Genomic DNA, 24,270 nt, shown 5'->3' on the forward strand with positions numbered 1-24,270 from the left:
CCGCACGGTGGCATGGCGGCGCCTACAGGCGCTCGATGATGGTGACGTTGGCCATGCCGCCGCCCTCGCACATGGTCTGCAGGCCGTAGCGCCCGCCGCGCGCATGCAGGGCGTGGATCAGCGTGGCCATGAGCTTGGTGCCCGAGGCGCCCAGCGGATGGCCCAGCGCAATGGCGCCGCCGTTGACGTTGAGCCGCGCCGGATCGGCGCCCGTGGCCTGCAGCCAGGCCAGGGGCACGGGGGCGAAGGCCTCGTTGACTTCGTACAGGTCGATGTCGGAGATGCGCATGCCGGCCTTTTTCAGCGCGGCCTGGGTGGCGGGGATGGGGGCCTCCAGCATGATCACGGGGTCATGCCCGAGCAGGCTCATGTGGTGGATGCGCGCCAGCGGCTGCACGCCCAGGGCCTTGAGGCCGCGCTCGCTGACCACCATGACGCCGCTGGCGCCATCGCAGATCTGGCTGGCCGTGGCGGCGGTCACGCAGCCGCCTTCGCGGATGGTCTTGACGCCGGCAATGCCCTCCAGCGTGGCGTTGAAGCGTATGCCTTCATCCACCGTGTGCGGCTGGCCTTCCCCCTCGGCACCGCCTTCGGCGCTGCGCGCCTGCACGGCGAGGATCTCGCGGTCGAAGCGGCCCTCGCGCGCGGCCTGCACGGCGCGCTCATGGCTTTGCAGCGCATAGGCGTCCAGCTGGTCCTTGGTCAGGCCGTACTTGCCGGCCATCATCTCGGCGCCCATGAACTGGCTGAACTCCACGCCCGGATAGCGCCTCTGCATGGCCGGGCTCATGTAGACGCCCAGGCCGGCCTTGGCGGGCAGGGCGTTGGGCGTGCCCATGGGCACGCGCGACATGCTCTCCACGCCTGCGGCGATCACCATGTCCATGCTGCCCGACATCACGGCCTGGGCCGCGAAATGCAGGGCCTGCTGGGACGACCCGCACTGCCGGTCCACCGTGGTGCCCGGCACGGACTCGGGCAGGGACGAGGCCAGCACCGCGTTGCGCGCCACGTTCGTCGCCTGCTGGCCGACCTGGCTGACGCAGCCCATGATCACGTCCTCGACCTGGGCTGGGTCGGCCTGGCTGCGGCGCACCAGCTCGTCGAGCACCTGGGCCGCGAGATCGGCCGGATGCCAGCCCGAGAGCTTTCCGCCGCGCTTGCCGCCCGCCGTGCGCGTGGCGGCAACGATGTATGCCTGTGCCATGGATGTCTCCTGTTCCTGTATTCCTGGGGGATGGTGGCCCGGCCGGCGCGGGCCGGGCATCGTCGCAAGCGACGATTCCGGCCAGGGAAAACGCGGGGATGGTGCCTGCCGTGGTGCCTGGGCGGTACGCCTAGCGCGGCGCCATGCGGATGGCGCCGTCCAGGCGCACGCACTCGCCGTTGAAGTAGCCGTTGGTGATCATGGTCTCGGCCAGGTGGGCGTATTCGTCGGGCTGGCCCAGCCGCTTGGGGAAGGGCACGGAGGCGGCCAGCGCCGCCTTCACGTTGTCGGGCGCACCCTGCAGCAGCGGCGTGTCGAAGATGCCGGGCAGGATGGTGTTCACGCGGATGCCCTCGCCCATGAGGTCGCGCGCGATGGGCAGGGTCATGCCCGTGATGCCGGCCTTGCTGGCCGAGTAGCTGGCCTGGCCCATCTGCCCGTCTTGCGCCGCCACCGAGGCCGTGTTGACGATGGCGCCGCGCTCGCCGTCGGCCAGCGGCTCCAGTGTGAGCATGCCTGCCGCCGACTTGGCGATGCAGCGGAAGGTGCCCACCAGGTTGATCTGGATGATGCGGTCGAAATTGGCCACGGGCAGGTGCCGGATCTCGCCCGTGGCCTTGTCGCGGCTGGCCGTCTTGACGGCATTGCCCGTGCCCGCGCAGTTGACCAGGATGCGCTCCTGCCCGTGGGCCGCGCGCGCCTGGGCAAAGCCGGCGTCCACGCTGGCCTCGTCGGTCACGTCCACGCGGCAGAACAGGCCGCCTGTCTCGCGCGCCAGCGCCTGCCCGGCCGTCTCGTTGAGGTCGAACAGGGCAACGCGCACGCCCCTGGCGGCCAGGCGGCGCGCGGTGGCCGCGCCCAGGCCCGATGCCCCGCCCGTGACGACGGCGCTGATGCTTGCGTCAAGCTTCATGTGTGGGTCTCCTTTGAGAGAGTCTTTGCCGCGCGCTCTGTCGCCTTGGCTCGCGACAGGGCGCGCTGCGCTGCCTATGATCTGCAGGCCAGTCTAGGAATCACCCCGCATTGCCGCCATCGTCGAAACCGACGAAAGTGCCCGCTCCTTCACTCCTGCCATGTGCTCCTCGCCCGCATGCCGTCCCCAGTGCCCATTCCTGCTCCCGGTTCCGGCTATGTGCCCCAGGCCAAGCTGAGCCCGCCGCGCGCGGCCGCAGCCCAGGTGGCGCGCCTGGCGGTGGCCGCGCGCTGGCCCGAGGCGCTGCGCGCCCGCGTGGTGCTGGTGCGTGCGCCGGCCGGCTTCGGCAAGACCACGGCCATGCGCCAGATGCGCGAGCGCCTGCAGGCGGAGGGCCAGGCCACGGCCTGGCTGACGCTGGATGCCGCAGACAACGATGTCTCGCGCTTTCTGCAGTGCCTGGGCGCGGCCGTGCGCACCCTGGGGGTGGGGCCGTCGCAAGGCGCCGGCGAGTTTTCCCAGGCCCTGCATGCGCTGGCCAGCGAGGGCCGCTCCTTTGCGCTGTTCATCGATGATTTCGAGGTGCTGCACAACGATGCCGTGCTCGGCCTGGTGCGCCAGCTCATGGAGCAGCTGCCCGAGCGCGGGCGGCTGGTCATAGGCTCGCGCGCGCTGCCGGCCCTTGGACTGGGGCGGCTGCGCACCAGTGGCCAGTTGCTGGAGATCGATGCGGCGCTGCTGCGCTTTTCCGTGGGCGAGGCCGAGGAGTTCTTTCGCCTGCGCGGCTGCCCGCTGCCGCGCGAGGCCCTGGCGCGGCTGCTGGACAAGACCGAAGGCTGGATAGGCGCGCTGTGGCTGGCCTCGCTGGCGCTGGAGCGCCATGGCCCGCACAGCGATTTCATCGAGCGCTTCTCGGGCTCGGAGCGCGCCGTGGCCGACTACCTGGCCGAGGATGTGCTGGCACAGCAGCCCGCGTCCGTGCGCGACTTCCTGCTGCGCACCAGTATCCTGCGCACGCTGGATGCCCAGGTCTGCCAGGCACTGGTGCCGCGTGCCGACGGCGCCGCCATGCTGCAGGCGCTGGAGCAGGCCCACCTGTTCCTGGTGCCGCTGGCCGACGAGGCGCAGGGTGGCCAGGGCGGGCACAGCTGGCGCTACCACAGCATGTTTGCCGACTTCCTGCGCGCGCAGTTGCTGCGCGAGCAGCCCGGTGAATTGACGCGCCTTCACCTGGCGGCGAGCGGCTGGTACGAATCCTGCGGCCGGCCCGTGCCCGCCATCGAGCATGCGCTGGAAGGCGGCGACCTGCCGCATGCCCTGTCCCTGCTGGCGCGCCATGCCGAGGCGTTGATGGAGCAGGGTCGCATGCGCCTGCTGTCGCGCTGGTTCTCGGCCATGCCGGCGCCGCTGATGGCGCGCGAGCCGCTGCTGCAGGCCGTGGCCGCCTATGCCGACTGCTTCACGCGCGGCCCCTGGCAGGCGCAGCAGCGGCTGGACGCCTTGCGGCCCCGCATGGCCGCGGACCCCGCCGCGCAGGCGCTGGTCATGGCCCTGCAGCCGCTGCTGCTGGCCATGATGGACCGCGTGGAAGAGGCGGCGCCCCTGGGCCGCCAGGCGCTGGCCTGCCTGCCCAGCTGCCGGCCGTTTGCGGACAGCTCGCTGACCAATGCCATGGCCTACGTGGTGTCGGTGCTGGGCGATGCCGAGGAGGCCCACCGCCTGCTGGACGCGGCGCGCAGCACCCAGGCCGGCAGCCTGTTCAGCCGCATGTACACCGAGGCCATGGAGGGCGTGCTGGACCTGTCGGGCGGGCGGCTGCGGCAGGCGGCATCGCGCTTTCGCGTGGCGCTGGCCGCCACGCCGCGCAGCGCCTCCTACAACCCCACCAACGGCAATGCCTGGGCCGGCGTGCTGCATGCCGGCGTGCTCTACGAGACCAACGACCTCGATGGCGCCGACCACCTGCTCAACGTCTACCTGCCACTGGCCCGCGACGTGGGCCTGCCCGACCATGTGATCTCCAGCTACCGCATGCGTGCGCGCATTGCCTTCGTGCGTGGCGATGTGGATGCGGCCTTCGGCCTGCTGACCGAACTGGAGTACCTGGGGCATGAACGCCAGCTGCCCCGCGTGACGGCCAGCGCGCGGCTGGAGCATGCGCGCATCTTCGTGCTGCAGGGCAACCGGGCCGCCGCGTCCGAGGCGCTGGAGCGTGCCGACGATCCCGGCGTATGGCCGCGCGTGGAACGCCTGCGCCTGCCGCCTCACGAGGTGGAGGACATCGCCATCGCCCGGCTGCGCTGGGGTCTGCACTTTGGCGACTGCCGTGCCGTGCGCGATGCCATCGCCCCCTTGCTGGCCGATGCGCAACTGCGCGGGCGCCGCCACCGCAGCCTCAAGCTGCAGGTGCTGTGCGCGCTGGCCGAGGCGGGCAGCGGCGACATGGACGCCGCTGCCGCCATGCTGGCCCAGCCGCTGCGCCACGGTGCCAGCGAAGGCTTTGTGCGCCTGATGCTCGATGAGGGGCCGCTGCTCGCGCCGGTGCTGCAGCGTGTGCTGTCGCCCTCACTATCGCCTTCACTGACGCGCCGCACGGAACCGGCGGAGCCGGAGGCTGCCGCCCATGCGCAGCGGCTGCTGTCTGCCCTGGGCGAGCCTGCCGAGCCCGCCGATCCTCCCGAGCTGCAGGCAGCGGATGCTCCCCAGGGCCTGGCGCCGGCCACGGCGCTTGCCGAGCCCCTGACCCGCAAGGAGCTGCGCGTGCTGGAGCTGCTGGCCTCGGGCTACTCCAATGCGGCCATGGCCGAGAAACTCTTCGTCTCCGACAGCACGGTGCGCACCCACCTGCGCAGCATCAACCTCAAGCTGGGCGCGCGCAGCCGCACCCAGGCCGTGGCGCTGGCGCGGGAGCTGCGGGTTTTGCGCTAGGCCGCTGGCGGCTCAAGCCTGCAGATGGCGCGCATAGGTCAGGAACACTTCGTCACGCACCCAGCCCAGCGACTCGTACAGCGCCTGGGCGCGCAGGTTGTTGCGGGCCGTGGTCAGGTCCATGCGTGCATGGCCCGTGGCGCGGGCATGGGCTTCGGCCGCCAGCAGCAGGGCGCGGCCCACGCCCAGGCGGCGCGCATCGGGTACCACGAAGAGGTCGTAGAGCACGTAGATGGGCGCGGCCAGCACCGAGCAGAACGAGGGATAGAGCTGGCAAAAGCCCAGGGCACTGCCGTCCGGTCGGCGGGCCAGCAGGATCACGGATTCGCCGCGCTCCAGCCGCGCCGTGATGAAGGCCAGCGCCGCGTCGGCATCCGCAGGTTGCTCGTAGAACTGGCGGTAGGCGTCAAACAGCGGGGCGATCAGCGCGGCGTCTTCGGGGATGGCGGTGTGTATGGCTGTGGAGTTCATCGGTGGTTCAGTGCGGAGGTTGCCAGCATGGCGCAGGGCAATGATGCCGTGCTCATATATTTGCTGAATCTCTCCATTTGGAGATGTGATTTGACCTGGATCATGGACAGGCGGAACACTCCCGGCCCATGTCCGAACAAAAGATCGAGTTCTACAAGGGGGCCGCTGGCGGCTGGGGCGCACTGCGCAGCGTGAGCCAGGCCCTGATGCGCCAGGATATCGCCGTCAAGGGCGCCAAGACGCTGCTGTCGGCCAACCAGCCCGACGGCTTCGACTGCCCGGGCTGCGCCTGGCCCGACCGCAACCACCATTCCACCTTCGAGTTCTGCGAGAACGGCGCCAAGGCCGTGGCGGCCGAGGCCACGGCGCGCCGCGTGACGCCCGAATTCTTTGCCCGGCATACGGTGGCCGAGCTCATGGCGCAAAGCGATTTCTGGCTGGAAGACCAGGGCCGGCTCACCGAGCCCATGGTGTACGACCCGGCCAGCGACCGCTACCGGCCCATCGCCTGGGACGACGCCTTTGCGCTGATTGCCCGCCACCTGAACGCGCTGCCCGACCCGAACCAGGCCATCTTCTACACCTCGGGCCGCGCCAGCAACGAGGCAGCCTTCCTGTACCAGCTGTTCGTGCGCGCCTACGGCACCAACAATTTCCCCGACTGCTCCAACATGTGCCACGAGCCCAGCGGCAGCGGCATGAAGCCGCAGATCGGCGTGGGCAAGGGCACGGTGCAGCTGTCCGATTTCGAGCAGGCCGATGCCATCTTCATCTTCGGCCAGAACCCCGGCACCAACCACCCGCGCATGCTGGGCGAGCTGCGCGCAGCCCACAAGCGCGGCGCGCGCATCCTGAGCTTCAACCCGCTGCGCGAGCGTGGGCTGGAGCGCTTCCAGGACCCGCAAAGCAAGCTGGAGATGGCCACCCTGGGCGCCACGCCCATCAGCACGCACTACTTTCAGCTGCGCGTGGGCGGCGACATCGCGGCCGTCAAGGGCATCATGAAGCATGTGATCGCGCAGGACGATGCACTGGGGCACGGGTGCGGCGGCGTGCTGGACCATGCCTTCATCGCCGAACACACGACCGGCTTCGAGGCCCTGGCCGAGGACCTGCGGGCCGAGGACTGGGGCCTGCTGGAGGCCGAGTCCGGCCTGAGCCGTGCGCAGATGCAGACGGCGGCCGAGGTCTACATCGCCGCCCGCAGCACCATCGTCTGCTGGGGCATGGGCATCACGCAGCACATGCATTCGGTGGCCGCCGTGCAGATGCTGGTCAACCTGCTGCTGCTGCGCGGCAACATCGGCCGCCCGGGTGCGGGCGCCTGCCCGGTGCGCGGCCACAGCAATGTGCAGGGCGACCGCAGCATGGGCATCTGGGAGAAGCCGCCGGCCGCGCTGCTGGACCGGCTGCAGCAGGTCTTCGGCTTCGAGCCGCCGCGCGCCAACGGCGTGGACGTGGTCGAGTCCATCCGCCTCATGCTCGAGGGCCGGGGCAAGGTCTTCTTAGCGCTGGGCGGCAACTTCGCGGCGGCCACGCCCGACACGCATGCCACCTGGCAGGCTCTGCGCCGCTGCGACCTGACCGTGCATGTGACCACCAAGCTCAACCGCAGCCACCTGGTGCACGGCCGAGAGGCGCTGATCCTGCCCTGCCTGGGCCGCACCGAGATCGACATGCAGGCCACCGGGCCGCAGGGCGTGACGGTGGAGGACTCCATGGGCATGGTCCATATCTCCAGCGGCATCAACCCGCCTGCGTCGGAGCACCTGCTCAGCGAGATCGCCATCGTCGCGCGCCTGGCCGCTGCCACGCTGGGCGCGCAGCGGCCCGTGCCCTGGCTGGAGCTGGCTGGCGACTATGCGCGCATACGCGAGCTGATCGAGCAGGTCTTCGACGACTTCCACGACTTTAACGCGCGCGTGGCCGTGCCGGGCGGCTTCAAGCTGCGCAATGCGGCGAGCGAGCGCATCTGGGAGACGCCCCGGGGCAAGGCCGGCTTCTTTGTGCACGCCGTGCCGCGCGACACGCCCGTGCACCGCGCACGCGCCGCGCGCAGCCCCGGCGCATCGCCGGTGTTCACGCTGTTCACCACGCGCTCGCACGACCAGTACAACACCACCATCTACGGCATGGACGACCGCTACCGCGGCGTCTTCGGCCAGCGCCGCGTGGTCTTCATCCATGCCGAGGACATCCGCGCCCTGGGCATGAAGAATGGCGACTGGGTGGACCTGCAGACGGTGTGGGATGACGGCCAGCAGCGCAGCGCCGAGCGCTTCAGGCTCGTGGTCTACGACATTCCGCGCGGCTGCATCGCTGCCTACTATCCAGAGACCAATCCGCTGGTGCCGCTGTCAGCCACGGCGATAGTGGCGGGCACGCCCAGCTCCAAGTCCATTCCCGTGCAGCTGGTGGCGCACAGGCTGCCTGCCGTGCCGTCTCCCGCGCTGGAAGAAATGGCGGCCTGAAGTGCAAGGCATGGAAGAACTGGCTGCCGCCATCCTGCGCGAATTGGCCACCGAGCCCGCACCCATGTCCCTGCCCAGGCTGGGCAAGCGACTGGGGCAGGGCGCCAGCGTGCTCATGCGCTGCCTGGCGCTGATGGGCGATGCGCCCATTGCCGGCACGCCGGGGCCGGGCTGGGTCAGGCTGGAGCAGGAGGAGGGGCGGTGGCTGGCGGCCCTGACGGAGCGCGGGCGCTTGTGGGTAGAGGCCGAGGCCTGTCAGGCGCTGGCCGAAGGCACGGGCCGCGTGCGGTAGAACTGCATCGGAAACTCCTGCATTTCCTTGGCGTGCTGGTTGATCACCGCGCGCTTCATCTTGCCGACCACGTGCATCTCGCAGGGCTTGCAGTCGAAGCGCAGCGTGAGTTTTTCCTTGCCGTTGATCAGCTGCAGCGGCTCGGCCTTGATCGTGCCCTTGACGCCGATGACGCCCTTGGCCTGCTTGGGGCACAGGCTCATGGAAAAGCGCACGCAATGCTTGGTGATCATCAGGCTGACTTCGCCTTCTTCTTCCTTGCTCTCGTAGGCCGCGTCCATGACCTTGACGCCGTGCTTGATGTAGAAATCGTGCGCCTTCTGGTTGTAGACGTTGGCCAGATAGGTCAGCGTGTCCTCGGGGAAGGGCACGGGCGGCTCCACGGGCAGGGCGCGCGGCAGGCGCACGAAGCCGGCCTGGCGCGCGGCCTCCAGCGCGGCGACGGCGTCGCGGCGCAGCTGGTTCAGGGCCGAGGCCGGCACGAACCAGGGCTGGCTCAGCTGCAGGCCGATGTCATGCACGGAGAAGATGGTGGCGCCGAAGCGGCCCAGCTGCTCGCGCAGCGTGGCCTCGGCACGGGCTGCGTCGGTGGCGGCCTGGTGTTCCTGCACGATGGCGGCGGTGGCGGTGAAGCCGTCCTCGTCGGTCAGCGTGAGCGCAAAGCCGTCGGGCGTTTCCTTGAGTTCGGCCCACAGGCCGATGCGGCGGTCGCTGGACTTCTTGTCCAGCGTGCGCACCCAGGCCATGTCGCGGTTGCGGTTGACCTCCAGGCCCTTGCGCAGGTCCTTGAAGCCGGCGATGGGGTCCTTGGGGAACAGGCGCCACAGCGACTTCTTCGCATCCACCGACTCGGCGCGGTTGATCTGCAGGCCCACCAGTTCCTTTTGCAGGTCGTAGTAGCACAGGCCGTCGCCGTTGTGCAGTTCGGTGTCGCGGCTCGAGGTCTCGATCTCCACGAAGTTCTCGCCCACCTTGGTGACCCAGCCGATCGCGCGGCCCGGCGTCTTGGGCGTGTCGAAGGCGCCGATGTCTTCCTTGCGGCCGTTGACGAAGTAGTCGGTGAACTCGCGGTTGAAGTTCTGGTCGGGGTCGGGCGTGAAGCTGAACGTGGTGCTGCCCGAGGATGAGCGCGCCAGGGGCGTGTCGGAGAACTCGCGCTCCTCGATGATTTCGTCCAGCAGCTTGCGGTAGTGGGCCGTGATGTTCTTCACGTAGCCCATGTCCTTGTAGCGGCCCTCGATCTTGAAGCTGCGCACGCCGGCGTCGATCAGGGCGCGCAGGTTGTCGCTCTGGTTGTTGTCCTTCATGGACAGCACGTGCTTTTCGTGGGCGATGATGCGGCCGCTCGCGTCCAGCACCTCGTAGGGCAGGCGGCAGGCCTGGTTGCAGTCGCCGCGGTTGGCGCTGCGGCCCGTGTGGGCGTGGGTGATGTAGCACTGGCCCGAGTAGGCCACGCACAGCGCGCCGTGCACGAAGAATTCGATGGTGGTGCGCGCCGGGTCGGTGGCCGCGCGCACGGCGGCGATCTGCTGCAGGTCCAGCTCGCGCGCAACGACGATCTGCGACAGGCCGGCGTCCTGCAGGAAGCGCGCCTTCTCGGGGGTGCGGATGTCGGTCTGGGTGCTGGCGTGCAGCTGGATGGGCGGCAGGTCCAGCTCCAGCAGGCCCATGTCCTGGATGATCAGCGCGTCGGCACCGGCTTCGTAGATCTGCCAGGCCATCTTGCGCGCGGCCTCCAGTTCATCGTCGCGCAGGATGGTGTTGAGCGTGATGAAGATGCGGCTGCCGAAGCGGTGCGCGTGGTTGATCAGCCGCTGCAGGTCGCGGATGTCGTTGCCTGCCGTGGCGCGTGCGCCGAAGGCCGGGCCGCCGATGTAGACGGCGTCGGCGCCATGGTTCACGGCCTCGATGCCGATGTCGGCATCGCGCGCGGGTGACAGGAGTTCGAGCTGGTGGGGCAGGAGGGACATGGGGCTTTGTGGTGTTCTGTGTTCGTACCCGCACCGGCGTGGGGGCCGGGCGTCGGGCGCAATGCGGGGGAAACTGGCCCCCACGCTACCCTTGCTGCGCAAGGTCCGCTGCCCCCCAAGGGGGCCGCTTTTTGTCTTGGGGCGGCCCGGCGACAAAAAAAGGCCCCCACTCTTGGGGCGGTCCGGCGACGAAAACCTCGCAGCCCGCTTGCGGTGAGGCGCAGCATTATCGCCGCAGCACCGAAAAAACGCGCGCCAGGGGGTATGCGCCCGATGCCCTGGCGGGCGGCGCCGGTTTTTGCCTATCCTTTAGGATGCGCACTGCACGGGCCGGGCCGCCATGCCGGATACCCCGGCCCGTGCCTGCCCCGCCCCGGGCCTGATGCGCTTTCTGCGCCAGGCCTTGCCCGGCCGGGCAGCGCCCGAGTGGGCCACGCCGCAGCGGATTTCGTTTGCCAGGGCGCCTGTTTCACAGATTGACCGTTTTTTCCAGGAGTTGCCATGCACGCCTCGATTCGCCATTTCCCGTGGGCCGGCCCGGCCCTGCTGTGCACCCTGCTGGGCAGCGGCGGCCTGGCCTGGGCGCTGCCGGGAAGCGGCCCGGCCAACGGGCAGTCGGCTGGGGCTTCCGCTGCGGCGGCTGCACCCGGAACGGCCGCTGCGCCTGCTGCACCCGCTGCGCCCGCTGCACCTGGTACGGCCGATGCGCCCCTGGTGGTGCGCATTGCCCATGCGGGGCCGGTGTCCGGCCCCATCGCCAGCCTGGGCAAGGATGAGGAAAACGGCGTGCGCATGGCCCTGGACGATCTCAACGCCAAGGGGCTGGAGATCGGCGGGCGCAAGCTGCGCTGGAAGCTGGAGGCCGGCGACGATGGCGGCGACCCCGGCCAGGCCGTGGCCCTGGCCCGGCGCCTGTGCGACAAGAAGGTGGCGGCCGTGGTCGGCCACCTGCAGTCGGGCACCACGCTGCCGGCCACATCCATCTACCACGACTGCGGCATCGTCATGGTCACGCCCGCAGCCAGCAACCCGGCCATCACCCAGGCGGGCTACGACACCACCTACCGCGTGATCGCCGACGACCGCGCCATGGTCGATGCGCTGGTCGCGCACGCCGTGGGCAAGCTGGGCGTCAAGCGCGCGGCCATCATCGATGACCGCTCGGCCTACGGCCAGGGCATCGTGGCGCTGTTCGAGGCCGAGGCGCGCGAGCAGGGCATCGAGATCGTGGACAAGCAGTTCACCGGCGACAAGGCCACCGACTTCGTGCCCATCCTCACCGCCATCAAGGGCAAGAAGCCGGACGCCATCTTCTTCGGCGGCCTGGACGCCCAGGCCGGCCCCATGCTCAGGCAGATGGCCCAGCTGGCCATGGACAAGGTGCGCCTGCTGGGCGGCGACGGCCTGTGCACGCTGCGCCTGCCCGAGCTGGCGGGCAACACGTCCCCGCTGCGCAATGTGACCTGCGCCGTGGGCGGCAGCCCGCTGGAGCGCATGCCGGGCGGCGCTGCCTGGAAGCAGCGCTACGACCAGCGCTTTCCAGACCAGTACCAGGTCTTCAGCCCCTACGCCTACGACGCCACCATGGTGCTGGCCCAGGCCATGGTGCGGGCCGACTCCATCCGGCCCGATGCCTATATCCCCTATCTGCGCCAGACCCGGCATGACGGCGTGACGGCGCCGATTGCCTTCACGCCCCAGGGCGAGCTGCAGGCGCCGGTCGTCACGCTCTACCAATATGCGCAGGGCGTGCGCAAGCCGCTGCCCTGACCCCCTGACCCCCTGTCGCCCGGACACTGTGACACCTTGACTGCCGAGCACCGTCCACTGCCGCAGGCCGACGACGAGGCCTGGATGCGCGCCGCCCTGGAACTGGCGCGTGCCGCCGCCCAGGCGGGCGAGGTGCCCGTGGGCGCCGTCATCGTCAAGGACGGCGCCATCGTCGGCCGGGGCCGCAATGCGCCCATCGCCCAGGGCGACCCCACGGCCCATGCCGAGGTGCTGGCGCTGCGCGACGCGGCCGCGCGCCTGGGCAACTACCGGCTGGACGATTGCACGCTCTATGTGACCCTGGAGCCCTGCACCATGTGCAGCGGCGCCATGCTGCATGCGCGCCTGGGCCGCGTGGTCTATGGCGCGGCCGAGCCGCGCACGGGCGCGGCCGGATCGGTGCTGGACGTGTTTGCGCTGCCGCAGATCAACCACCACACGCAGGTGACGCGCGGCTTGCTGGCCGGCGAATGCGCGGCCCTGATGTCGGACTTCTTTCGCACGCGCCGCGCCGAGCAGCGCGCGGCCCAGCCGCATCCGCTCAAGGACACGGCGCTGCGCCATGCGGATTCCACCTTTGGCGGCTTTGCCCAGCCGCAGTGGCGCAGCGACCTGCCGGCGCTGGCAGGCCTGCGCTTGGCCGTGGTCGATGAAGGACCGCGCGATGCACCGCTGACCTGGCTGTGCCTGCACGGCAGCCCCTCATGGGGCCAGCTGTTCCAGCCCATGCTGCCCGGGTGGCTCCAGGCCGGCCATCGCGTGGTCGTTCCCGACCTGCCGGGCTTTGGCCGCAGCGACCAGCCCAAGAAGGAGAAGGCGCACAGCGCGGCCTGGCATGTGCAGGTGCTGCGCGAGCTGGTGCTGGCGCTGGACCTGCGGAGCATCGTGCTGGTCGGCCATGACGATGGCGCGCACTTGGGCTTGGCCGTGGCGCAGGCCGAGCCCGCCCGTTTTTGCGGCGCCTGGCTCATGAATGCCTGGCCCGCAGGCCCTGCGCCCGATGCCTGCGTGCAATGGTTTGCGCAGGCGGCGCGCAAGCCGTCATGGCCCGTGGGCCGCGCCATGCACGAGGTGGGTGAGGAGGCCGGCGCACAGCCGCAGGCCTGGAACCTGCCGTTTTCCCAACCCGGCCACCGCGCCGCGCTGCAGGCCTGGCCCCGGGTGCAGGCCGAAATGCCGCCGCTGCCGATGGAGTTGCTGGTGCAGTGGAGCCAACAGCAGCGCCTGTGGGTGCAGGGCGGCGAGCACGATGCGCTGATGCCTGCGCCCGCATGGCGCCAGGCCTGGCTGCAGGCGCTGCCACAGCTGCCGCCAGCGCAGTTGCGCCTATCCCCGTGCGGCCATTGGGTTCCCCTGTGTGCTGCCGGCATGGTGGACGGTGCTGTGGAATACTTCCGCCCGTAGGCCTGCGCCGCCGGCCCCTTGCCGGGGCTGCGCAGCGGCAGGTCCCCGTCTTCACTCCCCTTGCAATATGGAGCATGCCGGCCAGGGCCGGCATGGAACCACCTTGGCCACTTCGCGCAGTTCCCGCTCTTCCAGCACGCCCGGCACACCCAGCACATCCGGCACGCCCCGCAAAAAGGCAGCCACTGCCGCGCCTGCACCCGTTGATCACGCGCACGAACATGTGCATTCCGCCGACGGCACCTGCTGTGCCCATGGGCACGAGCATCCACATGACCATGGCGCTGCCCACAGCCACGATCACGATCACGATCACGATCACGGCCATGTGCATGCCGCCGACGGCAGCTGCTGCGGCCATGCGCATGACCAGGGTCCGCGCCACATCTATATCTATTCGCCCGCCGGTGCCGTGCGCGACAAGGCCGGCTTCAAGCGCGGCGTGCGCCGCCTGGAGGCCATGGGCCATCAGGTGGAGATCGATGCCGACGCGTTGAGCAGCCACCAGCGCTTTGCAGGCGACGACGCCACGCGCCTGGCGGCCATCGAGCGCGCAGCGGCCAGCGGTGCCGACCTGGCGCTGCCCACGCGCGGCGGCTACGGCCTCACGCGCATCCTGCCGGGCATCAAGTACAAGGCCGTGGCCAAGGCCATCGCAGGCGGCACGCGCTTCGTGGGCCTGAGCGACTTCACGGCGCTGTCGCTGGCCCTGCTGGCCAAGACCGGCGCCACCACCTGGGCCGGCCCGCTGCTGGTGCACGACTTCGGCCGCCCCGACGACGAGGGCGGCGTGGACGACATCATGCTGGACTGCTTCAACGACCTGCTCAGCGGCCAGGGCGAGGGCGCGGGCTGGCAGATGCCGAAGATCGGCCTGCGCGAAGACGGCAAGCCCGCCGTCAAGGACTTCTACATCAGCGGCGGCGCCACGCTGTGGGGCGGCAACCTGGCCGTGCTGGTCTCCCTGCTGGGCACGCCTTACTTCCCGCAGATCAAGGGCGGCATCCTGTTCCTGGAAGACGTGGGCGAGCATCCCTACCGCGTGGAACGCATGCTGACCCAACTGCTGCATGCCGGCGTGCTGGCCCAGCAAAAGGCCATCGTGTTCGGCCAGTTCAGCGAGTTCAAGCTCAGCTCGCACGACAAGGGCTTCAAGCTGCAGACCGTGATCGACTGGCTGCGCAGCCAGGTCAAGTGCCCCGTGCTGCAGGGCCTGCCCTATGGCCATGTGCCGACCAAGGTGATGCTGCCCGTGGGCGCGCCCGTGTCGCTGTCGGTCGAAGGGCGCGATGCGCTGATCTACTGGGGCCACGTGCACTGAGCGGCAAGGAGCAGGCGGCATGCTGCAGATGTGGGAGTTCGCGGCCTACCCGCTGCTGGCGCTGATGTTCGTCGGCATCTTCACGCGCGAGGTGATCGCGCCGGCCTCGCGCAACCATTGCGACCGGCGCTGGCTGATCCTGTCCACGCTGCTGGGCCTGGGCACGCTGGCCACCACCTTGGCGGTAGGCCATCTGTTCTCGGACGGCATCCGCCGCCATGCGTTGCTGGACGTGGGCCGGCAATGGCCGGCCTGGGCCGTGGGCGCGCTGAGCTTTGTGCTGACCAGCTTTGTCTTTTACTGGTGGCACCGCGCCACGCACCGGTCGGACACGCTGTGGCGCCTGTTCCACCAGCTGCACCACAGCGCGCCGCGCGTGGAGGCGCTCACGGCTTTCTTTGCCCACCCCATGGACACGGCGGCCGCCGTGCTGCTGAGCGCGCTGTCCAGCTACTGGGTGCTGGGGGCCAGCCCGCTGGCGGCCGCCTTCGCCATCGGCCTCACGGGGGCGTTCGACCTGTTCCTGCATGCCGACATCCGCACGCCGCGCTGGCTGGGATACATCGTGCAGCGGCCCGAGATGCACACCGTGCACCACCAGTACGGCCACCATGCGCAGAACTACGGCCTGCCCGTCTGGGACCTGCTGTTCGGCACCTGGGCCAATCCGGCCGAGCGGGTGGAGCGCCTGGGCTTCGATGACGACAAGGCCGAGCGCGTGACCGACATGCTGCGCTGGCAAGACGTGCACAAGCAGAACTCCCCCTGAGGCGCTGCGCGCCTTCCCCTCTCGCTTCGTGGGGGACTACAGCCTCGCTGCGGGGCGGCGCGGCCGGCGTAGGCCCTTGCTCGCTGTCCCTTGTTCTTGGCCGCGCCAGTTTTTGAGGCTCGGTACGGTGGCGGTGGGGGCTGACTGCTATTCGAGATACCGGCCGTTTTCCTTGCGGCGGGCGCGCATGCCGGTGCGCAGGAAGAGCACGGTGCCGCCTTGCTCGGCCAGCGGCACGCGCGTGTCGCCGGACAGGTGGGCGTCCAGGCGCTGGGGCAGGTTCTCCAGCAGGGAGCGGATGGCGGACAGGTCGGTGTCGGCCGCCTCGGGGTGGTCGCGCACGAAGCCTTCAAGGTAGGCGCGGGCGTCGGCCTCCAGCTGCTCGCGCGTGGTGGCCAGCGAGACATAGCTGACGCCGGCCTGGCCCGGCGCCTCGGTGCCCAGCAGGTAGCAGCCGATGTAGTCACCACGGGGCTGGCCCACGGGCGGGTCCTGGGTGAGCTTCTTCAAGAGGCTGAAAGGCCACATTCCACGTACTTCCTGTTTCTGTCGGTTGCCCTGCATCCATGCGCGCAGGGCCGGCAGTGATTGTCGCCTGAAGCCTGTGCCCTGCAGGCGCGGCTTTCTGTCGTGAGCAATGTGAGCATGTCGCGCGCGCATATGCTACAAACTGCAACACTACGATACGAAAAAAGCAGAGGGTGGGGAAAAGAATGGGAATCATGCGAATCCTGAACTCGCGGTGGTGGGGTGTGGGCGCCGTGGCGGTGGTCGGCTCGGCCCTGCTGGCCGGCAGCGCGCTGGCCATCTATGCCGTGCGCGTGCAGCCGGTGCTTGACGGACAGCTCACGCTGGCCGGGCTGGAGCAGCCCGTGCGCGTGCGGCGCGATGATGCCGACGTCACCCACATCAGCGCCTTCTCGCCGCAGGACCTGTGGCGTGCCCTGGGCCATGTGCATGCGCAGGAGCGTGGCTGGCAGCTGGAGTTCAACCGCCGCCTGATGCATGGCACGCTGTCCGAGATCCTCGGCCCGGCCACGCTGGATACCGACAAGCTCATGCGCGCGCTGGACATACGCGGCGCGGCGCGGCGCCAGTACGCATCCCTGCCCGCCAACGCGCGCGAGGCGCTGCAGGCCTACAGCGAAGGCATCGCGGCCTTCTATGCGGCGCTGCCCATGCGCCAGCACCCGCAGGTGCCCGAGTTCATGCTGCTGGACACGTCGCCGGGCGGCGGCGACAACTCGGCCTGGGCGCCCGAGGACAGCGTGGGCTGGGCGCTGATGATGGCGCTGGACCTGGGCGGCAACTGGGGCAATGAATTCGCGCGGCTGGCCGCGCTCTCGCAACTGGACACACAGCAGCTGTGGCAGCTGATGCCGCCTTATCCCGGCGAGGCGCCGGCCACCTCCACCGATCTGGCCGCGCTTTACCGGGGGCTGGGCGTGTACCGCCAGGAGGCACAGGCTGCGTCTGCGTCCAAGGTGGCTGCCGCCAGCGAGGCGAGCGATGCCTGGGCCCGCTGGTCCCGCGACATGGTGCGCGATGCGGGCACCAACGACGGCAAGGGCAGCAACAACTGGGTGCTGTCGGGCAGCCGCACGGCCAGCGGCAAACCGCTGCTGGCCAACGATCCCCATCTGGGCCTGAGCGCGCCCGCCATCTGGTACTACGCACGCCTGCAGTCGCCTGCCGGCCAGGCGCAGGACGGCACGCCGCTGTCGCCCATCGACGTGGTGGGGGCCACCCTGCCGGGCCTGCCCTTCGTGGTGCTGGGGCGCACGCGCGAGGTGGCCTGGGGCTTCACCAACACCAATCCCGATGTGCAGGATCTGTACCTGGAGCAGATCGATCCAGGCAACCCGGGCCGCTACCGCACGCCGGACGGCTGGGCGCCTTTCACCGAGCGCAGCGAGCGCATCAGGGTCAAGGGCCGGGCCGATGTGCAGCTCACGCTGCGCAGCACGCGCCACGGTCCCGTGATCAGCGACGTGCAGCCCCAGTACGAGGCCGTGCTCGACAAGCGCCGCTACGCCGTGGCCCTGCGCTGGGCGGCGCTGGACACCGACAACCTCACCGTGCAGGCGGGCCTGCGGGCCAACGAGGCGCGCAGCGTGGCCCAGCTGTTCGAGGCCTTTGCCGACTACCACTCGCCCATGCAGAGCATCGTCGCGGCCGATGTGCATGGCGCCATCGGCTTCAAGGCCGCAGGCCGGGTGCCGCTGCGTGCGGCCGACAACGACCTGCGCGGCGTGGCGCCCGCGCCGGGCTGGGAGGCACGCTACGACTGGCAGGGCTGGCTGCCCTACGACCAGGCTCCACAGGACGATGGAACGGCGCTGGGCTATCTGGCCACCGCCAACCAGCGCATCACGCGCGAGGGCTATGCCCACTTCCTCACCCAGGACTGGAGCCTGCCGTACCGCCACCGCCGCATCTCCGAGCTCATCGAGGCGAAGGACAGGCACGACGTGGTCAGCATGGCCTCCATCCAGAACGACCAGACCTCGCTGGCCGCCCGCGCCCTGCTGCCGCAAATGCTCAAGGCCCTGGACGAAGCGCCGGCCACACATCCGCTGGCCCCGCAGGCGCGCCGGGTGATGGCGCAGTTCGACGGCCGCATGGACGCTGCGCAGGCCGCGCCCCTGATCTTTGCCGCCTGGGTGGACGAACTCACGCGCGGCCTGGTGATCCCGCGCATTGGTGCGCAGACCTTTGCGGCCACCTATGGCAAGCGCGACTACCGCGCAGGCATCGAGGGCATGCTGGAACGCCGCGACGGCTGGTGGTGCGCGGCTGCAGGCTGCAGTGCCCAGGTCAGCCAGGCGCTGGACCGGGCGCTGGTGCGCCTGCAGTCCATGCAGGGCAGCGATCTGGGCCGCTGGCGCTGGGGCACGGCGCATGCGGCCCTGAGCAGCCACCGGCCGCTGGGCAGCGTGGGGCTGCTGGCGGGCATCTTCAATGTCAGCGTGCCTTCGGGCGGTGACAGCTACACCGTCAACGTGGGACAGTACCTGCCCGGTGATGCCAGGGCGCCGTTCGCCAACCGCCATGCGGCATCGCTGCGCGCCATCTACGACCTGGCCGAGCCCGAGCGCTCGCTGTTCATCTACCAGACCGGCCAAAGCGGCGTGGCCCTGTCCAGCCGCTATGCGGACATGTCTGCCGAATGGGCCGACGGCCGCTACCGGCCGCTGCAGATGGCGCCCGCGCGCTGGCGCCATTCCATGATGCTGCGGCCGCAGTAGGTTGCATTAGGCTGCAGCAGCGGCGCGCGCAGGCCTCAGGTGCTGAGGAATTGCTCGATCAGCCCGGCCACGGCCGCCGGCTGGTCGTGGTGCAGCATATGGCCGGCGTCCTGGACCACGGCCGTGCGGCAGTCGGCAATCTGCCCGATGCGCTCGTGGTACTCGGCCAGCGTGTAGCGGTCCTTCCACCACATGCCCAGGCTGTCGTCGCTGGCCTCGACGGCCAGTACCGGCGCCGTGATGGCACGGTACAGGGCCAGGATTTCTTCCACGCGGAACAGCTGGGCGCTGATGAGCTTGTGCGCCGTGTCGCCCAGGATTTCCCAGCGGCCCTGCGCATCGGGCGCCGCCCAGTGGTGGGCCAGCCACAGCGCCTTGTCCCCGGGCAGGCGGCGGTTGGTCTTCATCAGCCTGCGCGCCACGTCCTGCACGCTGTCATAGCTCTTGAGCTCCATGCCCCCGCTGCGCAGCTGGCGCAGCTCGTCCATCCACTGCGCGTAGCGTGCGGGCGCCTGGTCTGGTCGGGTGGCCGGCATGCCGAAACCCTCCAGATTGACCAGCCGGCGTATGCGCGCAGGCCGCGCGCCCGCATACATCATGGACACGTTGCCGCCCATGCTGTGGCCCACCAGGTCCACGGGCGCATCGCCCACCAGGGTGTCCAGCAGGTGGTCCAGGTCGCCCAGGTAGTCGGCAAAGTCATGCCGGTCGGCAGGCCAGGCCGGCCGGCTCAGGCCGAAGCCGCGCCAGTCCGGCGCAATGATGCGGCGCCCCGCCATGAAGGCATCGCCAAAGGCATCGACCACGAACTGGTAGGAGGCCGCCACATCCATCCAGCCGTGCACCAGCACCAGCGGCGCCAGCGCGGGATCTCCATCCACGGGCCCCCACTCGCGCACGTGGTACTCCATGGTGCGCACCGGCACCATGCGCGAGCGCCAGGGGCGTGTGGGAGCGTAGATGGGCGCTTCTTCAGCGGCCGTGGCGGGGAGGGAAGAGGGGGCTTGCAGCATCCCGCCGATTATTCCGGTTTGCTGCTGTGCAGCAGTCAGGGGCGGGACAGCGGTTGCGCGGGATTTCCCTGTGGCGGCAGACCCGCAGGTAGTAACCCGAGCGCCGCCGCCGCTGATGCACGGCATCAGAAACAATGATTGGCCGGCAGGGCCGGCGCTGCCTACAGTGGGTTGCAGATCGACCGCACAACAACCCGAAGGAGACAGCAATGCAGCAACGCAGATGGCTGACGGCCGCCATGGCCGCAGGATTGTGGGGCGCCGCCATGGCGGCCCAGGCCGGCACGGTGACGGTGCTGACCTCGTTTCCCAAGGAGCTGACGACGGCCTACCAGAAGGCCTTCGAGGCGGCCAATCCGGGGATCAAGATAGAGATCCTGAACAAGAACACCACGGCCGCCGTGGCCTATGTGCGCGAGCTGCCCGAGGGCCAGCGGCCCGACATCATGTGGGCCAGCGCCCCTGATGCCTTCGAGGTGCTGGCGCGCAACAAGCTGCTGACCGCTGCGCCCGAGACGCGCAATCCGGACGCGCCCGCCAAGATCGGCAACTACCCGCTCAACGACCCGCAGGGCCTGTACTACGGCCAGGCGCTGGCCGGCTACGGAATCATGTGGAACACGCGCTACCTGAAGGCGCACAAGCTGGCGGCGCCCAAGGAGTGGAGCGATCTGACGCGGCCCGAGTACTTCGGCCACATCGCCATCTCCTCGCCCTCGCGCTCGGGCACCACGCAGCTGACGGTGGAGACCATCCTGCAGGGCGAGGGCTGGGACAAGGGCTGGCGCCAGCTGCTGTCCATGATGGGCAATGCCGCCGCCGTGACCGACCGCAGCTTTGCCGTGCCCGATGGCGTGAACAACGGCCAGTACGGCATAGGCATCGTGATCGATTTCTTCGGGCTGGCGGGCAAGTATTCGGGCTTTCCGGTGGACTTCGCCTACCCGGCGATGACGGCCGTGGTGCCGGCCAACATCGCGCTGATCGCGGGCGCCAAGAATGCCGACGAGGCGCGCAAGTTCATGGCCTTCACCATGTCGGTGCCGGGCCAGCAGCTGCTGTTCGACCCCAAGATCAGCCGTCTGCCCATCCTGCCCTACAGCCAGCTCAAGGCGCCGGCCGGCTACCCCGTGCCGCAGGAGGTGGCGCAGCGCGCCAAGGTGCAGTTCGACGCCAACCTGTCCGAGTCGCGCTATGCCGTGGTGATCAGCCTGTTCGACCAGATGGTGACCTTCCGCCTCAAGGAACTGCAGGCCGCCACGCGCGCCATCCAGGAGGCGCACAAGGCCCTGCAGGCCAAGCCCAATGCCAAGGGGCAGGAGCTGCTGGCGCAGGCGCGCGACATCGCCTACTCGCCGCTGGTGGGCGAAGCCAATGTGAAGGACGAGCAGTTCCTGGAGCTGTTCCGCAAGAGCCGGCGCGATGTGGCCGTGTCCAAGGAGCTGACGGGCCTGGAGCAGATGTGGGCCGACAAGGCGCGTGCCAACTACGAGCGCGCGGCCAAGCTGGCCGCCGAGGCGCGCGGCCTGGCCCGGTAGGTGGCGTGGTAGGTGGCGCAGGGGCCCGGCACCGGGCGCCTGCATGCACTCCCCTTGACAGTCTCTTTCGCTGCGGAGCATTCGCATGAGCATCGATTCCATGGCGGCGCCCGCCGCCGCCCCCCTTGCTGCGCGCGCACGGCGCATTCCGTCGGGCTGGGGGCCGTGGCTGGCCTTCGCGCTGATCCTGGCCTTTTTGCTGGCCTTTCTCATCGTGCCCGTGGGCATGGTGGTCTACACCGCCTTCGTCAATGAAGGCGGCGGGCTCACGCTGGGGCATTTCGGCAATTTCTTCGGCCAGACCGTCTTCCGCGAGTCGTTCTTCAACAGCCTGGGCGTGTCCCTGGCCAGCGTGTTCTTCGCCAGCCTGATCGCCGTGCCGCTGGCCTACCTGACGGTGCGCTTCGAGTTCCGGGGCGCGCTGCTGATACAGACGCTGGGCGTGCTGCCGCTGATCATGCCGCCCTTCGTGGGGGCGGTGGCGCTGCAGCTGATCTTCGGGCGCAGCGGCTCGGTCAACCTGCTGCTGGACGACTGGTTCGGCTTCACCGTGCCCATCATGGAGGGGCTGACGGGCGTGATCTTCGTGGAGAGCATCCACTACTTCCCGTTCATCTTGCTCAACCTCGTGGCGGCCATGCGCAATATCGACGGGGCCATGGAGGAGTCGGCGCTGAACCTGGGCTCGCGTGGTTTCCGGCTGTTTCGGCGCGTGATCTTTCCGCTGGCCATGCCCGGCTACCTGGCGGGCGCGGCCCTGGTGTTCGTGAAAGTGTTCGACGACCTGGGCACGCCGCTGGTGATGGGCGTGACCAATATGCTGGCGCCCCAGGCCTATCTGCGCATCACCTCGGTGGGGCTCGATGATCCGCTGGGCTATGTGATCAGCGTGATCATGATCGCGTTCTCCATCGTCGCCCTGTGGCTGGCCGCGCGGGTGATGAAGGGCAAGGACTACGCCACGCTGCAAAAGGGCGGCAGCGCGCTGCAAAAGCGCCGGCTGTCGGCCTGGGAGGCGCTGCTGGCCTATGGCTGGATCGCCCTGGTGCTGCTGGTGGTGCTGGCGCCGCACATCGGCATCTTGCTGATGTCGTTCTCCAAGGTCTGGAGCTTCTCGGTGCTGCCCGACAGCTACACGCTGGAGCACTACGCCACGGTGTTCACCGACTCGGGCTACATGATCGGCAACACGCTGCTGTACTGCCTGATGGCGGCGGGCATCGACGTGGTGATCGGCACCGCCATCGCCTACCTGATCCTGCGCACGCGGCTGCCTGCCCGGCAGTGGCTGGACTACCTGGCATCGGTGGCGCTGGCGATTCCGGGGCTGGTGCTGGCCATCGGCTACCTGCGGCTGTTCAAGGGCGTGAACCTGCCCTTCACCGACACACCCATCGTCACCACCTGGGTGCTGATCATGCTGGCCTATGCGGTACGGCGGCTGCCGTATGCGCTGCGCTCGTGCATGGCGGCGCTGCAGCAGGTGCACATCTCGCTGGAGGAGGCCGCGCAAAGCCTGGGCGCGGGCCGCACCAGCGTGATACGGCGCGTGATGGTGCCGCTGATGGCCGGCGGCATCCTGGCCGGTTTCGTCACCAGCTTCATCACGGCGGCGGTGGAGCTGTCGGCCACCATCATGCTGGCCTCGGCCCAGAGCCAGGCGCCCATGAGCTACGGCATCTACCTGTACATGCAAAGCATCTCGGGGCGCGGACCCGGTGCGGCATTGGGCGTGCTGGCCGTGGTCGTGGTCGGCCTGGGCACGTATTTCTCGCACCGCTTCGTGGAGCGCTCGCGCGCCACCGTGCAATCGACTTCGGAGTGAAACGCCATGCACCTGGACCCTGTCTCCCTCGAATGCAGGCACATCAGCCTGAGCTACGGCAGCAACGAAGTGCTGCGCGACGTCAACCTCAAGATCGAGCCCGGCGAGTTCTTCGCGCTGCTGGGGCCTTCGGGCTCGGGCAAGTCCACGCTGCTGCGGCTGATTGCCGGTTTCAACCGGCACCAGCGCGGCGAGCTGCTGGTGGGCGGGCAGGACATCACGGGCGTGCCGCCGCATGCGCGCAACATCGGCATGGTGTTCCAGAACTATGCGCTGTGGCCTCACATGACGGTGTACGACAACGTGGCCTTCGGCCTGGTCGAGCGCCGCGAAAGCCGCGACACCATCCGCCGCAAGGTGGGCGAAGTGCTGGAGCTGGTGGGCCTGTCGCAGTACGCGCAGCGCCGCCCGGGCCAGCTGTCGGGCGGGCAGCAGCAGCGCGTGGCGCTGGCGCGCACCGTGGTGATCGCGCCCAAGCTGCTGCTGCTGGACGAGCCGCTGTCCAACCTCGACAAGCAGCTGCGCGTGCAGATGCGCGAGGAACTGCGCAGCCTGCAGCGCAAGCTGGGCCTGACCACCATCTTCGTCACCCACGACCAGGAAGAGGCCATGACCACGGCCGACCGCATGGCCGTGCTGGACAAGGGCGTGCTGCAGCAGGTGGGCTCGGCGGCGGGGCTGTACGACTATCCGGCCAACCGCTTCGTGGCGGGCTTTGTCGGCACGGCCAATGTGCTGGAGGGCGAGGTGCTGCCAACGATAGGCGAGTCGCTGGTCTTCAAGGTGCCGGGCCTGGGCACGCTGACCCTGCCGCGCCCGGCCCAGCCGCCCGTGCCAGGGCGCGCGGCGCTGGCCTTCCGGCCGCACCAGGTGCAGATTGCGGTGCGCGACGATGCGGGCGATGCCTCGCGCGTCTGGGTGGAAGGGCAGATCGAAAGCGCCGAGTTCCTGGGCGAGTTCTCGCGCTACCGCGTGCGCGTGGGCGAGGTGGCCGTGGTTGCCGACCAGGCGCACTACGCGGGCATTGCCATGTTCCCCATGGGCATGCCGGTGCGCCTGGGCATCGAGCCCACGCAGCTGCGCTACCTCGATGAGTGAACGATGAGACGGCTAGGGATGTTCCCTGAAAC

The 24,270-nt window shown here is 69.5% G+C and carries 17 protein-coding genes; 11 read left to right on the forward strand and 6 right to left on the reverse strand.

Features of this window, described 5'->3' with window-relative positions:
- Positions 1-22 precede the first annotated feature (22 nt).
- Both KDK82_RS04925 and KDK82_RS04930 read right to left on the reverse strand, forming a co-directional pair.
- Positions 23-1,207 carry an acetyl-CoA C-acetyltransferase gene (locus KDK82_RS04925; RefSeq protein ID WP_088164161.1) on the reverse strand — a complete coding sequence of 395 codons (1,185 nt, stop codon included), beginning with the start codon at positions 1,205-1,207 and terminating at the stop codon, positions 23-25.
- A gap of 130 nt (positions 1,208-1,337) precedes the next feature.
- A complete protein-coding gene (locus KDK82_RS04930) occupies positions 1,338-2,120 on the reverse strand; it encodes an SDR family NAD(P)-dependent oxidoreductase (RefSeq protein ID WP_016451398.1) in 783 nt (260 codons plus the stop codon).
- Positions 2,121-2,297: 177 nt separating this feature from the next.
- On the opposite strand from KDK82_RS04930, the gene KDK82_RS04935 reads away from it, so the two are divergent.
- Positions 2,298-5,048, forward strand: coding sequence for a LuxR C-terminal-related transcriptional regulator (locus tag KDK82_RS04935; RefSeq protein ID WP_088164162.1), 2,751 nt, complete (start codon positions 2,298-2,300; stop codon positions 5,046-5,048).
- A 12-nt stretch (positions 5,049-5,060) separates the two neighbouring features.
- Here the strand turns inward: KDK82_RS04935 and KDK82_RS04940 are convergent, their stop codons facing one another.
- On the reverse strand, positions 5,061-5,519 hold the full coding sequence (locus KDK82_RS04940; protein WP_013801551.1) for a GNAT family N-acetyltransferase: 459 nt from the start codon (positions 5,517-5,519) through the stop codon (positions 5,061-5,063).
- 128 nt (positions 5,520-5,647) lie between these two features.
- Between KDK82_RS04940 and KDK82_RS04945 the strand changes: the two genes are divergently transcribed.
- Positions 5,648-7,990: an FdhF/YdeP family oxidoreductase gene (locus tag KDK82_RS04945; RefSeq protein ID WP_088164163.1), complete on the forward strand. Its 2,343-nt coding sequence runs from the start codon at positions 5,648-5,650 to the stop codon at positions 7,988-7,990.
- A gap of 10 nt (positions 7,991-8,000) precedes the next feature.
- Positions 8,001-8,282, forward strand: coding sequence for a hypothetical protein (locus tag KDK82_RS04950; protein WP_012206611.1), 282 nt, complete (start codon positions 8,001-8,003; stop codon positions 8,280-8,282).
- Here KDK82_RS04950 and KDK82_RS04955 read toward each other — a convergent pair.
- On the reverse strand, positions 8,246-10,252 hold the full coding sequence (locus tag KDK82_RS04955) for a U32 family peptidase (protein WP_088164164.1): 2,007 nt from the start codon (positions 10,250-10,252) through the stop codon (positions 8,246-8,248). The genes KDK82_RS04950 and KDK82_RS04955 overlap by 37 nt on opposite strands.
- Before the next feature lie 501 nt (positions 10,253-10,753).
- Between KDK82_RS04955 and KDK82_RS04960 the strand changes: the two genes are divergently transcribed.
- The 4 genes from KDK82_RS04960 to KDK82_RS04975 all read left to right on the forward strand — a co-directional run bounded on the left by KDK82_RS04960 (position 10,754) and on the right by KDK82_RS04975 (position 15,516).
- Complete coding sequence (locus KDK82_RS04960) at positions 10,754-12,022, forward strand: branched-chain amino acid ABC transporter substrate-binding protein (protein ID WP_088164165.1); 1,269 nt, start codon at positions 10,754-10,756, stop codon at positions 12,020-12,022.
- Between the two features lie 36 nt (positions 12,023-12,058).
- A complete protein-coding gene (gene tadA, locus KDK82_RS04965; RefSeq protein WP_256974397.1) occupies positions 12,059-13,426 on the forward strand; it encodes a tRNA adenosine(34) deaminase TadA in 1,368 nt (455 codons plus the stop codon).
- A 328-nt stretch (positions 13,427-13,754) separates the two neighbouring features.
- Positions 13,755-14,747, forward strand: coding sequence for an LD-carboxypeptidase (locus KDK82_RS04970; RefSeq protein WP_065348046.1), 993 nt, complete (start codon positions 13,755-13,757; stop codon positions 14,745-14,747).
- A 19-nt stretch (positions 14,748-14,766) separates the two neighbouring features.
- Positions 14,767-15,516, forward strand: a complete 750-nt coding sequence (locus KDK82_RS04975) for a sterol desaturase family protein (protein WP_065348044.1) — start codon at positions 14,767-14,769, stop codon at positions 15,514-15,516.
- Positions 15,517-15,663: 147 nt separating this feature from the next.
- On the opposite strand, the gene KDK82_RS04980 is transcribed toward KDK82_RS04975, so the two are convergent.
- Complete coding sequence (locus KDK82_RS04980) at positions 15,664-16,044, reverse strand: hypothetical protein (protein ID WP_012206605.1); 381 nt, start codon at positions 16,042-16,044, stop codon at positions 15,664-15,666.
- Between the two features lie 185 nt (positions 16,045-16,229).
- On the opposite strand from KDK82_RS04980, the gene KDK82_RS04985 reads away from it, so the two are divergent.
- Positions 16,230-18,764: a penicillin acylase family protein gene (locus KDK82_RS04985; RefSeq protein WP_013801559.1), complete on the forward strand. Its 2,535-nt coding sequence runs from the start codon at positions 16,230-16,232 to the stop codon at positions 18,762-18,764.
- A gap of 35 nt (positions 18,765-18,799) precedes the next feature.
- On the opposite strand, the gene KDK82_RS04990 is transcribed toward KDK82_RS04985, so the two are convergent.
- Positions 18,800-19,777: an alpha/beta fold hydrolase gene (locus KDK82_RS04990; protein WP_088164166.1), complete on the reverse strand. Its 978-nt coding sequence runs from the start codon at positions 19,775-19,777 to the stop codon at positions 18,800-18,802.
- Between the two features lie 209 nt (positions 19,778-19,986).
- On the opposite strand from KDK82_RS04990, the gene KDK82_RS04995 reads away from it, so the two are divergent.
- The 3 genes from KDK82_RS04995 (at position 19,987) to KDK82_RS05005 (ending at position 24,238) form a co-directional block, all read left to right on the forward strand.
- The gene (locus KDK82_RS04995; protein ID WP_088164167.1) at positions 19,987-21,315 is read left to right on the forward strand and encodes an ABC transporter substrate-binding protein; all 1,329 of its coding nucleotides are present in this window, start codon (positions 19,987-19,989) and stop codon (positions 21,313-21,315) included.
- A gap of 85 nt (positions 21,316-21,400) precedes the next feature.
- Positions 21,401-23,140, forward strand: a complete 1,740-nt coding sequence (locus KDK82_RS05000; protein WP_034395921.1) for an iron ABC transporter permease — start codon at positions 21,401-21,403, stop codon at positions 23,138-23,140.
- A 12-nt stretch (positions 23,141-23,152) separates the two neighbouring features.
- Positions 23,153-24,238 carry an ABC transporter ATP-binding protein gene (locus KDK82_RS05005; protein ID WP_170962126.1) on the forward strand — a complete coding sequence of 362 codons (1,086 nt, stop codon included), beginning with the start codon at positions 23,153-23,155 and terminating at the stop codon, positions 24,236-24,238.
- Positions 24,239-24,270: the final 32 nt, after the last annotated feature.

The organism is Delftia sp. K82 (assembly GCF_002193035.1).
Classification (GTDB): Bacteria; Pseudomonadota; Gammaproteobacteria; order Burkholderiales; family Burkholderiaceae_C; genus Comamonas; species Comamonas acidovorans.

Coding starts and splice junctions, on each gene's coding strand:
- KDK82_RS04995 (WP_088164167.1), top strand. CDS start 19,987: ATGCAGCAACGCAGATGGCTGACGGCCGCCATGGCCGCAGGATTGTGG.
- KDK82_RS04955 (WP_088164164.1), bottom strand. CDS start 10,252: ATGTCCCTCCTGCCCCACCAGCTCGAACTCCTGTCACCCGCGCGCGAT.
- KDK82_RS05000 (WP_034395921.1), top strand. CDS start 21,401: ATGAGCATCGATTCCATGGCGGCGCCCGCCGCCGCCCCCCTTGCTGCG.
- KDK82_RS04940 (WP_013801551.1), bottom strand. CDS start 5,519: ATGAACTCCACAGCCATACACACCGCCATCCCCGAAGACGCCGCGCTG.
- KDK82_RS04960 (WP_088164165.1), top strand. CDS start 10,754: ATGCACGCCTCGATTCGCCATTTCCCGTGGGCCGGCCCGGCCCTGCTG.
- KDK82_RS04980 (WP_012206605.1), bottom strand. CDS start 16,044: ATGTGGCCTTTCAGCCTCTTGAAGAAGCTCACCCAGGACCCGCCCGTG.
- KDK82_RS04945 (WP_088164163.1), top strand. CDS start 5,648: ATGTCCGAACAAAAGATCGAGTTCTACAAGGGGGCCGCTGGCGGCTGG.
- KDK82_RS04935 (WP_088164162.1), top strand. CDS start 2,298: ATGCCGTCCCCAGTGCCCATTCCTGCTCCCGGTTCCGGCTATGTGCCC.
- KDK82_RS04975 (WP_065348044.1), top strand. CDS start 14,767: ATGCTGCAGATGTGGGAGTTCGCGGCCTACCCGCTGCTGGCGCTGATG.
- KDK82_RS04925 (WP_088164161.1), bottom strand. CDS start 1,207: ATGGCACAGGCATACATCGTTGCCGCCACGCGCACGGCGGGCGGCAAG.
- KDK82_RS04930 (WP_016451398.1), bottom strand. CDS start 2,120: ATGAAGCTTGACGCAAGCATCAGCGCCGTCGTCACGGGCGGGGCATCG.
- KDK82_RS04990 (WP_088164166.1), bottom strand. CDS start 19,777: ATGCTGCAAGCCCCCTCTTCCCTCCCCGCCACGGCCGCTGAAGAAGCG.
- KDK82_RS04985 (WP_013801559.1), top strand. CDS start 16,230: ATGGGAATCATGCGAATCCTGAACTCGCGGTGGTGGGGTGTGGGCGCC.
- KDK82_RS04950 (WP_012206611.1), top strand. CDS start 8,001: ATGGAAGAACTGGCTGCCGCCATCCTGCGCGAATTGGCCACCGAGCCC.